14 protein-coding genes are annotated in these 15,220 nt (G+C 43.8%); 5 read left to right on the top strand and 9 right to left on the bottom strand.

Going from position 1 to position 15,220, the window contains the following annotated elements; all coding sequences use genetic code 11:
* Positions 1-38: 38 nt before the first annotated feature.
* From HMPREF1481_RS08860 to HMPREF1481_RS08845, 4 genes are all read right to left on the bottom strand, one after another.
* Complete coding sequence (locus HMPREF1481_RS08860) at positions 39-2,690, bottom strand: valine--tRNA ligase (protein ID WP_016466326.1); 2,652 nt, start codon at positions 2,688-2,690, stop codon at positions 39-41.
* Positions 2,691-2,719: 29 nt separating this feature from the next.
* On the bottom strand, positions 2,720-3,289 hold the full coding sequence (locus HMPREF1481_RS08855; RefSeq protein WP_016466325.1) for a GNAT family N-acetyltransferase: 570 nt from the start codon (positions 3,287-3,289) through the stop codon (positions 2,720-2,722).
* A complete protein-coding gene (locus tag HMPREF1481_RS08850; RefSeq protein ID WP_016466324.1) occupies positions 3,267-3,854 on the bottom strand; it encodes a flavin reductase family protein in 588 nt (195 codons plus the stop codon). The genes HMPREF1481_RS08855 and HMPREF1481_RS08850 overlap by 23 nt, the downstream gene beginning before the upstream one ends.
* Before the next feature lie 286 nt (positions 3,855-4,140).
* Positions 4,141-4,536 (bottom strand): helix-hairpin-helix domain-containing protein, encoded by a 396-nt coding sequence (locus tag HMPREF1481_RS08845; protein ID WP_004250587.1) that lies wholly within the window; start codon positions 4,534-4,536, stop codon positions 4,141-4,143.
* A gap of 213 nt (positions 4,537-4,749) precedes the next feature.
* Here HMPREF1481_RS08845 and HMPREF1481_RS08840 point away from each other — a divergent pair, with 213 nt between their 5' ends.
* From HMPREF1481_RS08840 to HMPREF1481_RS08820, 5 genes are all read left to right on the top strand, one after another.
* Complete coding sequence (locus HMPREF1481_RS08840; protein ID WP_016466323.1) at positions 4,750-5,502, top strand: isoprenyl transferase; 753 nt, start codon at positions 4,750-4,752, stop codon at positions 5,500-5,502.
* A 7-nt stretch (positions 5,503-5,509) separates the two neighbouring features.
* A complete protein-coding gene (locus HMPREF1481_RS08835; RefSeq protein WP_016466322.1) occupies positions 5,510-6,313 on the top strand; it encodes a phosphatidate cytidylyltransferase in 804 nt (267 codons plus the stop codon).
* Positions 6,314-6,334: 21 nt separating this feature from the next.
* Positions 6,335-7,591 (top strand): RIP metalloprotease RseP, encoded by a 1,257-nt coding sequence (rseP, locus tag HMPREF1481_RS08830; RefSeq protein WP_016466321.1) that lies wholly within the window; start codon positions 6,335-6,337, stop codon positions 7,589-7,591.
* 16 nt (positions 7,592-7,607) lie between these two features.
* Positions 7,608-9,461 carry a proline--tRNA ligase gene (locus HMPREF1481_RS08825; RefSeq protein WP_016466320.1) on the top strand — a complete coding sequence of 618 codons (1,854 nt, stop codon included), beginning with the start codon at positions 7,608-7,610 and terminating at the stop codon, positions 9,459-9,461.
* A 214-nt stretch (positions 9,462-9,675) separates the two neighbouring features.
* Positions 9,676-11,055 carry a glycoside hydrolase family 1 protein gene (locus HMPREF1481_RS08820; RefSeq protein WP_016466319.1) on the top strand — a complete coding sequence of 460 codons (1,380 nt, stop codon included), beginning with the start codon at positions 9,676-9,678 and terminating at the stop codon, positions 11,053-11,055.
* A gap of 71 nt (positions 11,056-11,126) precedes the next feature.
* On the opposite strand, the gene HMPREF1481_RS08815 is transcribed toward HMPREF1481_RS08820, so the two are convergent.
* The 5 genes from HMPREF1481_RS08815 to HMPREF1481_RS08795 all read right to left on the bottom strand — a co-directional run bounded on the left by HMPREF1481_RS08815 (position 11,127) and on the right by HMPREF1481_RS08795 (position 15,214).
* Entirely contained in the window at positions 11,127-11,801 is a 675-nt protein-coding gene (locus tag HMPREF1481_RS08815) for a rhomboid family intramembrane serine protease (protein ID WP_016466318.1), read from the bottom strand.
* Positions 11,785-12,324 (bottom strand): 5-formyltetrahydrofolate cyclo-ligase, encoded by a 540-nt coding sequence (locus HMPREF1481_RS08810; protein ID WP_016466317.1) that lies wholly within the window; start codon positions 12,322-12,324, stop codon positions 11,785-11,787. The genes HMPREF1481_RS08815 and HMPREF1481_RS08810 overlap by 17 nt, the downstream gene beginning before the upstream one ends.
* A gap of 3 nt (positions 12,325-12,327) precedes the next feature.
* Positions 12,328-13,458 carry an N-acetyldiaminopimelate deacetylase gene (locus HMPREF1481_RS08805; RefSeq protein WP_016466316.1) on the bottom strand — a complete coding sequence of 377 codons (1,131 nt, stop codon included), beginning with the start codon at positions 13,456-13,458 and terminating at the stop codon, positions 12,328-12,330.
* 61 nt (positions 13,459-13,519) lie between these two features.
* Positions 13,520-14,218 (bottom strand): 2,3,4,5-tetrahydropyridine-2,6-dicarboxylate N-acetyltransferase, encoded by a 699-nt coding sequence (dapD, locus tag HMPREF1481_RS08800; protein WP_016466315.1) that lies wholly within the window; start codon positions 14,216-14,218, stop codon positions 13,520-13,522.
* A 63-nt stretch (positions 14,219-14,281) separates the two neighbouring features.
* A complete protein-coding gene (locus tag HMPREF1481_RS08795; RefSeq protein ID WP_025173306.1) occupies positions 14,282-15,214 on the bottom strand; it encodes a DMT family transporter in 933 nt (310 codons plus the stop codon).
* Positions 15,215-15,220 lie beyond the last annotated feature (6 nt).

Raw genomic sequence — 15,220 nt, 5'->3', positions numbered from 1 at the left:
ATGTAAAACCCAACCCGATAGGGTTAGGTTTTTTAACATTATTTCACTAACTTCTTCATCTCATCAATACGTGCGACTGTCGCATCGTATTTCGCTTGGTAGTCGGCTTGTTTATCGCGTTCTTTTTGGACGACTTCTGGTTTGGCGTTGGCTACGAAACGTTCGTTAGAGAGTTTCTTGCCGACCATGTCCAGTTCTTTTTGCCATTTAGCTAATTCCTTGTCGAGACGAGTCAGTTCTTCTTCGACATTGAGGAGGTCTGCGAGTGGCAAGTAGATTTCTGCTCCAGTGATGACGCTTGACATAGCGAGTTCAGGTGCAGGGATATTTGATGAGATTTCCAGGTGTTCTGGATTTGTGAAGCGTTTGATGTAGTTGACATTGCTGTTAAAGAAGGCTTCCAAGTCGCTATCGCTAGTTTTAACAAGGATGGTGATTGGCTTGCTAGGTGCTACGTTTACTTCTGCACGCGCATTACGAACAGCACGAATCAAGTCTTTAAGGCTTTCTACACCCGTGTGAGCAGCAAGGTCTTCAAAGGCTGGGTTAACAGTAGGGTATTCTGCTGTAACGATAGAGCCTTCTGAGATTTGACCAAAAATTTCCTCTGTCACAAATGGCATGATTGGGTGAAGGAGACGAAGGATCTTGTCCAAAGTATAAAGGAGAACAGAACGTGTGATGACTTTCTCTTCTTCGTTATCGCTATAAAGGACTTCCTTAGTCAACTCAACGTACCAGTCCGCAAACTCATCCCAGATGAAGTTGTAGAGGATGTGGCCAGCGACACCAAACTCAAATTTGTCAAAGTTTTCAGTGACCTTACCAATCGTTTCGTTGAGGTTGTGGAGAATCCAGCGGTCTGTGACATTTCCAGCTTCCTTGTTAACAACTTTTTCCACATTGGCAGTTGCTTGCTCAAGGGTCAAGCCTTCATTGTTCATGAGGATGTAGCGAGAGATGTTCCAGATCTTGTTAATGAAGTTCCATGAAGCATCCATTTTCTCATAAGAGAAGCGTACGTCTTGCCCTGGTGCAGAACCGTTTGAAAGGAACCAACGAAGGGCATCGGCACCGTATTTCTCGATGACATCCATCGGGTCAATTCCGTTACCGAGGGATTTCGACATCTTGCGTCCTTGCTCGTCACGAATAAGACCGTGGATAAGGACGTTTTGGAATGGCTGACGGCCAGTGAATTCCAAGGATTGGAAGATCATACGAGACACCCAGAAGAAGATGATGTCGTAACCTGTTACCAAGGTTGAAGTTGGGAAGTAGCGCTTGAAGTCTTCTGAGTCGACATCCGGCCAGCCCATAGTTGAGAATGGCCAAAGGGCAGAACTGAACCAAGTGTCCAAGACGTCTTCGTCCTGAGTCCATCCGTCACCTTCAGGAGCTTCTTCACCGACGTACATTTCACCCTCAGCATTGTACCAAGCAGGGATTTGGTGACCCCACCAGAGCTGACGAGAGATTACCCAGTCGTGAACATTTTCCATCCATTGGAGGAAGGTATCGTTGAAACGAGGTGGGTAGAATTCTACCTTGTCGTCTGTATCTTGGTTGGCAATCGCATTTTTAGCCAATTGGTCCATCTTCACAAACCATTGAGTAGACAAGCGTGGCTCAACCACGACACCTGTACGTTCTGAGTGACCAACACTGTGGACACGTTTTTCGATTTTGACGAGAGCACCGATTTCTTCCAATTTAGCAACGACTGCCTTACGAGCTTCAAAACGGTCCATGCCTGCAAATTCGAAGGCCAAGTCATTCATAGTTCCGTCATCGTTCATAACGTTTACTTGTGGCAAGTTGTGGCGTTGACCAACCAAGAAGTCGTTTGGATCGTGGGCAGGCGTGATTTTCACGACACCAGTCCCAAACTCAGGATCCGCGTGCTCATCTCCAACGATAGGGATGAGTTTATTAGCGATAGGAAGGACGACGTTTTTACCAATCAAGTCTTTGTAGCGTGGGTCTTCTGGATTGACTGCAACCGCAACGTCCCCAAACATGGTCTCAGGACGAGTTGTCGCAACTTCAAGAGCGCGTGAGCCGTCTTCCAGCATGTAGTTCATGTGGTAGAAGGCACCTTCAACATCCTTGTGAATCACCTCGATATCAGAAAGGGCTGTGCGAGCTGCTGGGTCCCAGTTGATGATAAATTCACCACGGTAGATCCAGCCTTTCTTGTAAAGGTCCACAAAGACCTTACGAACGGCTTTTGACAAACCTTCGTCAAGGGTGAAACGCTCGCGAGAGTAGTCTACAGAAAGCCCCATCTTGCCCCATTGTTCCTTGATGGTAGTGGCATATTCGTCTTTCCATTCCCAGACTTTCTCGAGGAATTTTTCACGACCGAGGTCATAACGGCTGATGCCCTCACCACGCAAGCGCTCCTCAACCTTAGCCTGAGTCGCAATCCCTGCGTGGTCCATCCCTGGAAGCCAAAGCGTATCAAAGCCTTGCATACGTTTTTGACGGATGATGATATCTTGGAGAGTCGTATCCCAAGCGTGACCGAGGTGGAGTTTTCCAGTTACGTTTGGTGGTGGAATAACGATTGAATAAGGCTTAGCCTTTTTATCGCCTGAAGGCTTGAAAACATCTTCGTCAAGCCATTTTTGGTAACGACCAGCCTCAACCTCGGCTGGATTGTATTTAGGTGAAAGTTCTTTAGACATGTGTGTGTCCTTTCTAGTTATTTCTATTTTTAATGTTGACCTTTAGTTTCCCACTCACTCTTCAGCAAGCCATATCTCAAATCATCACAGCGATTGCCTTGGGCATCTTTGCGGTCTCTTATGCGAGCTTCTAGAGTGAAGCCAAGCTTCTCTGCGACTCGTTGACTTTGGACATTGTAGCCAAAGCAAGACAGTTCTACCTTGTGAAGCCTCAATTCTTTAAAAGCTAGGTCAATCAAGGTACGTGCCGCTTCGGGTACATAGCCTCGACCCCAATAGTCTGGGTGCAAGGTATAGCCAATCTCCAGCACATCGTCTTCGTGGCGATGGTTGAAATCAACAGAGCCGATGATTGTATCAGTTCCTTTAACCACAATGCCGTAACCTGCTGGAAGATTGTCCTTTTCATTGCGCTCAGGAAGGATATGCTCTAGGTAATAAATCTCATCTTCCAAGGTCTTGACGGGTGGAAAGCCTGCTGGGTAAGAAACTTCTGGGAGACTAGCGTAGGTGTAAATATCCTCAGCATCCGCTACTGTACGGACTCGTAAGATCAGTCGCTCCGTTTCGGTTCGTTCAGGTAATGTTGCTCTTGTCATCTTTTTTCCTCGCTTTCTTAATGAAGCTTCCCATAGGATCGACTCGGTCGTCCAGATAACGATAAACACGCTGGTGGCCGTCCCCCATAAAGTAAGTCGGTGCAAAACGGTCATTTTTAAAATGCCCCTTGTCATCTAAGAGCTCTGGATCAGCTAGTCGCTCGAGAATCTTAGCAAAGATATGGCAGATGCCATCTTCTTCGATAATCCGATCTACCTGGCAATCCAATACGACTGGACAGGCCTCCAAAATCGGAGCCTGAGTCCGTTCAGAAATCTCATAGTCAAGCCCCAGGTGTTTCAATTTCTCCCGATGACTGATAAAGCCAGCCTGCTCCATCTCAAGCATGAGGTTTTCGTCAGGGATGTTCACAGTGAACTGTTGATAATGCTTAATCTGGTCTGCCGCATTTTCCTCAGCACCAACACCGATGACCAGCCAATCTCCTAGACTATAGGAGGAACTGCAAGTCGTAATATTGTGCCCAAAGTTCTGGTCCTGATATCCTAAGATGAAGATAGGAAAACCAAAGTAAAGTTTGCTGGTGTTAAAAGATTGTTTCATGACAACTTCCTTTTGCTAGGCCGCAATAAAAAAATCGCCCCTGTCATCAATCTGACAGGGACGAATGTGTTTAATCCGCGGTACCACCCAATTTCGGGCAGATGCCCGCATCTCTCGTCTTTAAAACAAAAAGACATTATTATTTCATTGTTATCCATTAGCAACCAGTTTTGACACATTTGTGGACTTCTCAGCACCGCCACTTTCTGTAAAATGTGGGACTCAAAACACCTCTAATGGCTTTATTTTAACAAGTTTTTGACGGAAATGCAAGGGACAAGAAAGATTACTTGAACTTGATGCCGTTTTCTTTTAATTTCTTGATAGTAGCTGGACCGATTCCTTTCAAGGCAAGGAGTTCTTTTTCTGTCCAGTTTTTGAAGTCAGCAGCAGACTTGATCCCTTCATCGTAGAAAGTTTTAGCACGGTCAAGTGGAAGTCCACCTAGGTCAGCTGCGAAATCTTCAACAGAAGTTGTAAGCTTGTGGGCTTGCTCTTTAGTTGCTTCTACAGCTTTTTCTACTTGCTTAGAGACAGCTTTTCCTGCTTCACTTGCTGCTTTTTCAGCATGCTTCACAACTTTTTTTGTTTCTTCGACAACCTTGTTTACAGCATTTGAAAGTGCACCTGAACGACGAAGGCTGTTTCTTAATTGTTTTTTACGTTGTAGTTTTTTTGACATGATAAGATCCTTTCAATAAAAAACCCCTGTGACTGAACAAGGATAAATCTTTATGTTTTATTGTATCAACTTTCTTTAGGAAATGCAAGGCTTGTTAGTTTAGAAAGATAGGAGTTATATAGGAAATTCCGCCTTAGAATAAGAAAAGATGTTAGAAGAAATGCGAAAAATATGGTATAATGAAACGATAGATTTTTGAATAGGAATACAATCATGTTTGGATTTTTAAAAAAAGATAAAGTTACAGAAACACCAGCGGTAGTGCCAGCTCACATCGGAGTTATCATGGATGGGAATGGTCGTTGGGCTAAAAAACGCATGCAGCCACGTGTCTTTGGGCATAAGGCTGGGATGGATGCTCTGAGAACAGTAGCCATTGCTGCTAGTGATATGGGTGTCAAGGCTATGACAGTTTATGCCTTTTCAACTGAAAACTGGACTCGTCCAGACCAGGAAGTTAAGTTTATTATGAACCTTCCGGTTGAATTTTATGATAAGTATGTCCCTGAGTTGCACCAAAAGAACATGAAGATTCAAATGATTGGGGAGACTGATCGTTTGCCTAAACAGACTTTTGAAGCTTTGAAAAAGGCAGAAGAGTTGACCAAGTTAAACACAGGTTTGATTCTCAATTTTGCCCTTAATTACGGTGGACGAGCTGAAATTACACAAGCAGTCAAGTTGATTGCGCAGGATGTTTTGGATGCCAAGGTGAATCCAGGCGATATTACAGAAGAGTTGATTGGGGAATATCTCTTTACGGGACATTTGCCGAAAACCTTGCGTGATCCAGATTTAATCATCCGAACTAGTGGCGAGCTTCGCTTGAGTAATTTCTTGCCTTGGCAAGCAGCTTATAGTGAACTTTATTTCACAGATGTCTTGTGGCCTGACTTTGATGAGGAAGCCTTGAAGGAGGCTATTGCAGAGTTTAACCGTCGCAATCGTCGATTTGGAGGAGTATAGGAACATTATGAAAAAGGACTTAATAAAGAGGACTATATTTGCCGCTTTGGCCCTAGCTATCTTTATCCCACTCTTGATGGTTGGAGGTCTTGGCCTACAGATTGTGATGGGAATTTTAGCCATGCTTGGAGTTCGTGAGTTGCTCCAGATGAAAGGTTTAAATACTATGACCCCTGAGGGTTTGTTGACCTTGCTAGCAACTTTCGTACTAACTATTCCCTTGGAAAACTATCTGACCTTTTTGCCCGTAGATGGAAATGTCGTCGCATACAGTGTTGTAATTTTTGTTATGCTTGGAGCGACTGTCTTCAGCAAAAACTACACGATTGAGGATGCCGCTTTCCCAATTGCTATGAGTTTCTATGTTGGCTTTGGATTCAACGCTTTAGTCGATGCTCGAATCGCTGGCTTGGATAAAGCACTCTTGGCTCTCTGTATCGTGTGGGCAACAGATAGTGGTGCTTATCTCGTTGGAATGAATTTCGGCAAGAGAAGATTGGCTCCAAGAGTTTCTCCTAACAAATCAGTTGAAGGAGCTTTTGGTGGGATTATCGCTGCTATGCTTGTCACACTCATCTTTATGTTAGTGGATAGCACAGTTGCCCTTCCTTATGGCATTTATAAAATGATGCTCTTTGCCATTTTCTTTAGTATTGCAGGTCAATTGGGTGATTTGATTGAAAGTGCCATGAAACGCCATTTTGGAGTCAAGGATTCAGGATTCTTTATCCCAGGTCATGGTGGAGTACTGGATCGTTTTGATTCTATGCTAGCAGTTTTCCCTATTATGCACCTCTTTGGCTTATTTTAAGGAAAGGTGAACAGAAATTAAATGATAGGATTACTAACCTTTATCCTTGTTTTTGGAATTATCGTGGTGGTTCACGAGTTCGGACATTTTTACTTTGCCAAGAAGTCTGGCATTCTGGTTCGTGAATTTGCCATTGGAATGGGTCCAAAAATCTTTGCCCATATCGGGAAAGACGGGACAGCTTACACGATTCGTCTCCTACCACTGGGTGGTTATGTCCGCATGGCAGGTTGGGGCGAGGATACCACAGAGATTAAGACAGGAACTCCTGTTAGTTTGACTTTGGCTGAAGATGGCAAGGTTAAGCGTATCAATATTTCTGGGAAGAAGGTCGACCAAACAGCACTTCCGATGCAGGTAACCCAATATGACTTTGAGGATAAACTCTTTATCACTGGTTTGGTTTTGGAAGAGGAAAAAACGTTCTCCGTAGACCATGACGCAACTATTGTGGAATCTGATGGAACGGAAGTTCGTATCGCTCCGCTAGACGTCCAATATCAAAATGCGACTGTCTGGGGCAAGTTAATTACCAACTTTGCAGGCCCCATGAATAACTTTATCCTAGGAGTTATCGTCTTCTGGATTTTGATTTTCATGCAAGGTGGTGTTCGTGATACACAAAGTAATAACTTTAGTATCATTCCTGATAGCGCGATAGCAAAGGTCGGCCTTGAAAATACGGCCAAAATCACTAAAGTCGGTTCACACGAAATCAGTAACTGGCAAGATTTGATTCAGGCAGTGGAAGTAGAGACCAAGGACAAAACAGCACCTGTTTTGGATGTGACAGTCTCTGAAAATGGAACTGAAAAACAAGTCAGTGTGACACCTGAGGAAAGCCAAGGGCGTTATATTCTAGGTGTTCAACCGAGACTTAAATCGGATATCTGGTCTATGTTTGTAGGTGGATTCACATCTGCAGCTGACTCAGCCTTGCGCATTCTTAATGCCTTGAAAAACTTGATTTTCCAACCGGATTTGAATAAACTGGGTGGTCCTGTGGCTATCTTTAAGGCAAGTAGCGATGCTGCTAAGAATGGACTTGAAAACGTCCTGTTCTTCTTGGCTATGATTTCTATCAATATTGGAATTTTCAACTTAATTCCTATCCCGGCACTTGATGGTGGGAAAATCGTGCTCAACATCATTGAAGCTATTCGTCGCAAACCACTGAAACAAGAAATTGAAACCTATGTTACTCTAGTCGGAGTTGTGATTATGGTTGTCTTGATGATCGCCGTTACATGGAACGACATCATGCGAACCTTCTTTTAAGAATTAGAGGAAAAATATGAAACAAAGTAAAATGCTAATCCCAACGCTTCGCGAAATGCCAAGCGATGCTCAAGTTATCAGCCACGCTCTTATGTTGCGTGCTGGTTATGTTCGTCAAGTATCAGCAGGAGTCTATTCTTACCTGCCACTTGCTAACCGTGTTATCGAAAAAGCTAAGAAAATCATGCGTCAGGAATTTGACAAGATTGGTGCGGTTGAGATGTTGGCTCCAGCCCTTCTCAGTGCCGATCTTTGGCGTGAGTCTGGCCGTTATGATACCTACGGTGAAGACTTGTACAAATTGAAAAACCGTGAAGGATCTGACTTCATCCTAGGTCCCACTCACGAAGAAACCTTCACAGCGATTGTTCGTGATTCTGTCAAGTCTTACAAGCAATTGCCACTAAACTTGTACCAAATCCAACCTAAATACCGTGATGAAAAACGTCCACGTAATGGACTTCTTCGTACGCGTGAATTCATCATGAAAGATGGTTATAGCTTCCACGCTAACTACGATAGCTTGGATGTGACCTATGATGAGTATAAGGCAGCTTATGAGCGTATCTTCACTCGCAGTGGTTTAGACTTCAAAGCCATCATCGGTGATGGTGGAGCTATGGGTGGTAAGGATAGCCAAGAATTTATGGCCATCACACCTGCTCGTACAGACCTTGACCGTTGGGTGGTGTTAGACAAGTCTGTCGCATCATTTGATGAGATTCCTGTAGAAGTGCAAGAAGAAATCAAGGCAGAATTGCTCAAATGGATGGTTTCTGGTGAAGATACTATTGCTTACTCAAGTGAATCAAGCTATGCAGCTAACTTGGAAATGGCAACGAACGAGTATAAACTAAGCAACCGTGTTGTAACTGAAGATGAAGTGGCTCGCGTGGAAACACCAGGTGTCAAATCAATTGATGAAGTCGCAGCCTTCTTGAATGTTTCTGAAGAGCAAACCATCAAGACCTTGGTTTATATCGCAGATGAGGAGCCAGTTGTGGCCCTACTCGTTGGCAATGACCAGCTCAATGAAGTCAAATTGAAAAACTACCTTGGAGCAGACTTCTTAGAACCTGCAACCGAAGCGGAAGTCAAAGAATTATTGGGAGCTGACTTTGGTTCCCTTGGCCCAGTAGACCTTCCAGAAAATGTTAAGATTATCGCTGACCGCAAGGTACAAGATAGCCGTAATGCGGTTGCTGGTGCTAACGAAGATGGTTACCACTTGACTGGTGTCAATCCAGGTCGTGACTTCACTGCCGAGTATGTGGACATCCGTGAAGTTCGTGAAGGTGAAATTTCTCCTGACGGACAAGGTGTTCTCAACTTTGCGCGTGGTATCGAGATTGGTCATATCTTCAAACTTGGAACTCGTTACTCAGCAAGTATGGGTGCAGATGTCTTGGATGAAAATGGCCGTGCTGTACCAATCATCATGGGTTGCTACGGAATCGGTGTCAGCCGTCTCCTTTCAGCAGTTATGGAGCAACACGCTCGTCTCTTTGTTAACAAAACGCCTAAAGGGGAATACCGTTACGCTTGGGGCATCAACTTCCCTAAAGAATTGGCACCGTTTGATGTGCACTTGATTCCGGTCAATGTTAAGGACGAAGCAAGTCTTGAATTGACTAATCACATCGAAGAAGCCTTAGTCAACAAAGGCTATGAAGTATTGACAGATGACCGTAACGAACGTGTCGGAGTTAAATTCAGCGATAGCGACTTAATCGGTCTTCCAATCCGTATCACTGTTGGTAAGAAAGCAGCCGACGGTATCGTAGAAGTGAAGATCAAGGCGACAGGAGATACAATCGAAGTTCATGCAGATAACTTGCTTGAAACCCTTGAAATCTTAACCAACAAATAAAATCTATAATCAGAAGAAAAACAAGACAAAAATGTAACTAGTTTTTGCCTTGTTTTTTCTGTATAATGAGAGAAAGTAAGACTCAATGAAAATCAAAGAGCAAACTAGGAAACTAGTCGCAGGCTGTACTTGAGTACGGCAAGGCGACGTTGACGCGGTTTGAATTTGATTTTCGAAGAGTATAAACATTAAAAGCGTAAAAAGAGGTAGTACTATGCTAAAATTTCCAAAGGATTTTGTCTGGGGTTCCTCAACTTCTGGACCACAGACAGAAGGACGAGTGCCTGGTGACGGCAAAGGAGATAATCTCTGGGATTATTGGTACCAAGTAGAGCCAAATCGCTACTACAATGGGATTGGCCCTGACAAAACGTCTACCTTCTATGAAAATTGGGAGAAGGACATTGAACTTTTGTTAGAAACAGGTCATACAGCCTTTCGAACTTCTATCCAGTGGTCTCGTATTTTTCCACAGGGCCGTGGAGCAGTCAATCCTCAAGGGGTGGCTTTCTATCGTCAGGTTTTTGAAGCCATCAAGGCCAAGGGGATACGTCTTTTAGTCAATCTTTATCACTTTGACCTGCCTTTTACCCTTCAAGAAGATGGAGATGGTTGGGAAAATAAGGCGACTATCAATGCTTATGAAGACTATGCTCGTTTCTGTTTTGAGACTTACGGTGACCTTGTGGACCAATGGATTACCTTCAATGAGCCTATCGTTCCTGTAGAGTTTGGCTATTTTTATGATGCCCATTATCCACATAAGGTGGATGCCAAAGCAGCGGTTAAGGTTGCCTATCATACACAACTGGCGAGCACTCTTGCAGTTAAGGCTTGTCATGAAGTCTTATCAGGCTCTAAGATTGGGATAGTCCTCAACTTGACACCAGCCTATCCACGTAGCCAACATCCTGCCGACGTGAAAGCTGCTCGTATTGCGGACCTCTTCCAGGCACAATCTTTCCTAGATCCATCTGTTTTAGGAGCTTATCCAGAAGAGTTAGTGGAAATTTTGTCTGAGCATGACTTGTTACCAGAATACACAGCCGAAGAGTTGGAACTCATTCGTGAGAACACCGTTGACTTCCTAGGAGTCAACTATTATCAGCCTTTGCGTGTTATGGCGCCGCGTTTTGCTAAGCATCCTGACAGCCCACTCTTGCCTGAGCATTTTTATGAACCTTACGTTATGCCAGGTCGTAAGATTAATCCACACCGCGGTTGGGAAATCTACGAGCAAGGAATTTATGACATTGCCCAAAACATCAAGGAAAACTACGGCAATATCGAGTGGATGCTGACCGAGAATGGGATGGGTGTTGAAGGTGAAGATAAGTTCCGTGAAAATGGGATGATCCAGGATGACTACCGTATCGACTTTGTCAAAGGTCACCTTAGTGAACTACATCGCGCTATTGAAGATGGTGCCAACTGTAAAGGCTACTTGATCTGGACATTTATCGATTGCTGGTCATGGCTCAATAGCTATAAAAACCGTTATGGTTTAGTCGAGCTTGACCTTGAAACGCAAGAACGCCGCTTGAAAAAATCAGGCCACTGGTTCAAAGAGCTCAGTGACAACAATGGGTTTTAAGCAACTTTTTATATAGATTCAAAAAACCATTGGAACTTCTCAATTTGAGAACTTCTAATGGTTTTCTTGTTTTATAATAGTCCGATAAAAAGTAGTAGAGCTGACAGAGTGATAAAGGCTAGGGTTGCTAGACCACGTTGGCCTGGATTGTATATCTTTCGTTCTCCTCGAACTGGGAATACGATAGCTAGTAATGCGCCACCGACAGCCCCACCTACGTGTCCAGCAAGGCTGATTCCTGGCATTAAAACGCTACCTACTAGGTTGATAACTAAGAGGGAGAGGTAGGATTGCCCGAGCTGTTGGAGATAGGGATTGCGTGAAGCATAACGAAGAACGACAATAGAGGCGAACATCCCGTAGAGGGCAGTTGAAGCACCCGCGGTAATAGCATTAGGGCTAAAAACGAGGACAAAGAGATTTCCCATCATACCTGATAGAAGATAGATAAAGAAAAACTGTTTAGAGCCAAAGATCTGCTCCATCTGACGTCCCAAAAAGTAGAGCGACAGCATATTAACAAAAAAGTGCTGCAAGCCAATGTGAACAAAGGTGGCCGAGAATAAGCGCCAGATTTGTTCAGGCATAGCCTTGATTGCAGGAGGATAAACAGCTCCGAACTGGTACAAGGTAGCTGCACTTGTGTAATTGAACCCGCTAGTTAGAAACATGATGATAAAAACTAGGGTTGTCACGAGGAGAAAGAAGCTCGTGGTTGGATAACGACGATCAAAAATCTCTTTCATAGATGAGTACCTCCTCAACTGGAATATCGTAGTAATCCGGTTGAAAATCCTGAATCTGGCATGGATAAATCGTACTAATGGTATGGCCTGGGAAATGCTCCAAGTAGCGGTCGTAATAGCCACCACCGTAGCCAACCCGATAACCAGAAGTATTGAAAGCTAAACCAGGAACATGGATCAAGTCAATCTGAGAGGGCTCAAAGACAATAGCTTTCCCCTGTGGTTCAAGGAGACCAAAAGAGTTTCTTTCGAGTTTCTCTGGTTCATATAGAACCAAGTCCATTTTCCCATGTGGATAGGTTTTGGGAGTGAGGATAGTCTTTCCATCTTTTTGAGCTTGTTCGATGAGTTCAGCTGTCTGAAATTCATGGGGAAAAGACAGATAAGTGGCGATAGTTTTTGCTTCCTTATAGAATGGATGTTGAAGGAGCTGCTCTGTGAGCCAATCGTTCATGCTCTGCTTTTCTTCCTTGGATAGAGACTTAAGTCCTTGCAAGACCTGCTTGCGTAAGCTTTTTTTCATAGTTTACTCCGCAGCTTTCTTTGCTAAAAAGCTTGATACAGCTTCGACACCGATAGCTAGAGCTTCTTCCTTAGGGCTCATCTTTGGATGATGAAGGGCGTAGGGACTATCAATACCTAGCCAGAACATGACACCAGGAACCTTGGAGAGAAGGTAACCGAAGTCTTCCCCTGTCATGGCAGGTTCAATATCGATTAGTTCAATCCCCTCTTTTTCATCAAAGAAAGTCATCAACTCCCGGGCTAATTCAGGGTTGTTTTCGACTGGCAAATAACCTCCCTGCTTGAGTTCAATCTCTACATCCATATCAAAAGCAGCTGCTACACCTTCAGCGATAGCTTTGACACGTTTTTGAACTAAGAGACTCATATTGTGTGTAAGAGCTCGAATGGTTCCATGCAGGAAGGCTGTATCAGCGATGACATTGTTGGTTGTCCCAGCTTGAAAGGCACCGAAAGTGACAACAGCTCCCTCGATAGGATCGACATTACGGCTGACAACCGACTGAACTTGAGTCACAAAATAGCTAGCTGCAACCAGAGCATCGTTGGCTTCATGTGGAAAAGCAGCGTGACCACCTTTACCCTTGAAACGAATCTTGACTTCGCAAGTTCCTGCAAAGAGTGTATGCGTATTGGTCGCAATTTGTCCAACTTTTAAGTCTGGACGAACATGAAGTCCATAGAATTGATCAGGCAACCAGTCACCAAAGGCATCATCTTCATACATGAGCATACCACCTGCTTCATTTTCTTCTGCAGGTTGGAAGAGAAAGAGGAGATTGTTTTTGGGTTGGTTTTCTAGAGCACGTTCGAGAGTTCCAAGGGCAATGGTCATGTGAAAATCGTGCCCACAAGCATGCATGCGATCTGGATGTTGAGAGGCAAAAGGAAGGCCTGTTTGTTCAACGATTGGGAGGCCATCAATGTCTGTCCGCCAACCAATGGTACGTTCTGGCTGACTTCCTTGTAAGTATACTAAAATACCTGTTCGCCAGGTACGAATCTGAACAAAATCCTTGTCAGCTGTTAATTTCTCAATGACATTAAGTAAATAAGCATGAGTCTTGAATTCTTCTAAACCAATCTCAGGAATTTGGTGAAGATCGCGTCGAATTTGAATCAAATCTAACATATCTATTTTCCTTTTACTAATACGATAAAGAGGCTGGAAAAGTTTCCGCCTCTGTTACTAATTACAAGGTGCGAAGCGCATCTTCTAGCGCTGTTTTTTGTTGGGTTTTGCTATCGATTTCTTTGATAATACGAGCTGGAACGCCTGCTACCACAACATTTTCTGGAACATCTTGAGTAACGATGGCACCTGCTGCAACAACAGAACCACTACCGATTTGAACACCTTCGATAACCACAGCGTTAGCACCGATGAGGACATTGTCACCGACACGAACAGGCTCAGCACTAGCTGGCTCGATGACACCTGCAAGAACAGCTCCGGCACCGACGTGACTGTTTTTACCGACAATAGCACGTCCACCTAAAATAGCTCCCATATCAATCATAGTGCCAGCACCGATTTCTGCACCGATGTTGATAACAGCTCCCATCATGATAACAGCGTTGTCGCCAATCTCAACCTGGTCACGGATGATAGCGCCTGGCTCGATACGAGCATTGATGTCGCGTTTATCAAGGAGAGGTACAGCAGAGTTGCGAGCATCTTGTTCAACAACATAGTCCTTGTTTTCTGTTAGTCCATCGAGAAGTGGAGCGATATCTTTCCAGTCTCCAAAAAGAACATTTCCAAGCTTGATAACAGAAGCAGGGATGACTCCAGCAAGTTGCCCTTCAAAGGTCACTTTTACACTTGTCTTTTTCTCAGCATTAGCGATAAATTGGATAATTTCTTGTGCATTCATTTTTGTAGCAGTCATAGGTGTCTCCTCACTCTTTGTAATGCTTACTATTCTACCAAAAAAGGCTTCAATTTTGAAGCCTTAAGTGTTAAAAGAAGATTCTTTCATTTTGTTTTTTGATTCTTCAACGGATAAGAAGATCATGGGAATAATAATCAAGATCATAGCCAGAAGCAGATACCCATCTAGGACCAGACCTAGAAATAGAACGCTTAGAATAGCTGATGACAAAGGTTCGCTTGCACTGACGACTGACACCACCAAAGGAGAAACGAGCGAGACAGCTTTCATGGATAGGAAGAAAGCAAAGGCTGTTCCCAAAAAGGCAATGGTCAAACAAATCAAGATACTCACCCAATCAAGCTGAAAGCTAATTCTATAAATAGGGTAGAGAAAATTGCTAAAGAGCCCAGCCAGCATCATTCCCCAGCCAACAGTTGGCACAAAACCGTATTTTCGAGCGAACGGCTGAGGCAAGATGACATTAAACATAACTCCCAGAGCACTGAGAAGCCCTGTCAGCAATGCGAGGGGAGTGATGGATAGTTTAGACAGATCGCCTTTAGTAGCCATCAGAAAGACCCCGAGCATAGCAGTCAAAACATAGAAAATTGCTTTTTTAGAAGCTTTTTTCTTGTAGATAATACGGTTGTATATGAGAATGAAGACGGGACTGATAAATTGTAAGATAGTTGCCGTTGTTGCATTAGAGTATTCTACACAGAGATAGAAGAAATACTGAACGGAGAAAATTCCTAAGATAGCATAAGCCAGAAAAGGCAGATAGTTGTTGCGGTTTCTCCAAAGGTCGAATAACTGTGAACGAAACTTAAAGCCAGACAAGATGAGTACAAAACTACCTGCAAGACTTAGTCGCATAGAAGTGATCCACCCAGAGGAGACTGGATAATGCGTAAAGAAGAATTCTCCTAAAATGCCACAGATACCCCATATTAATCCGGATAGGAGGGAGTATATGGTTCCCTTGAAAATATTCTTTTGATAGTAATTCATATAGAA

Origin of the sequence: Streptococcus sp. HPH0090 (genome assembly GCF_000411475.1) — a bacterium.
Classification (GTDB): domain Bacteria; phylum Bacillota; class Bacilli; order Lactobacillales; family Streptococcaceae; genus Streptococcus.
Note: the sequence above shows the minus strand (reverse complement) of the source record. Positions and strands in the feature narration are given on the sequence as shown.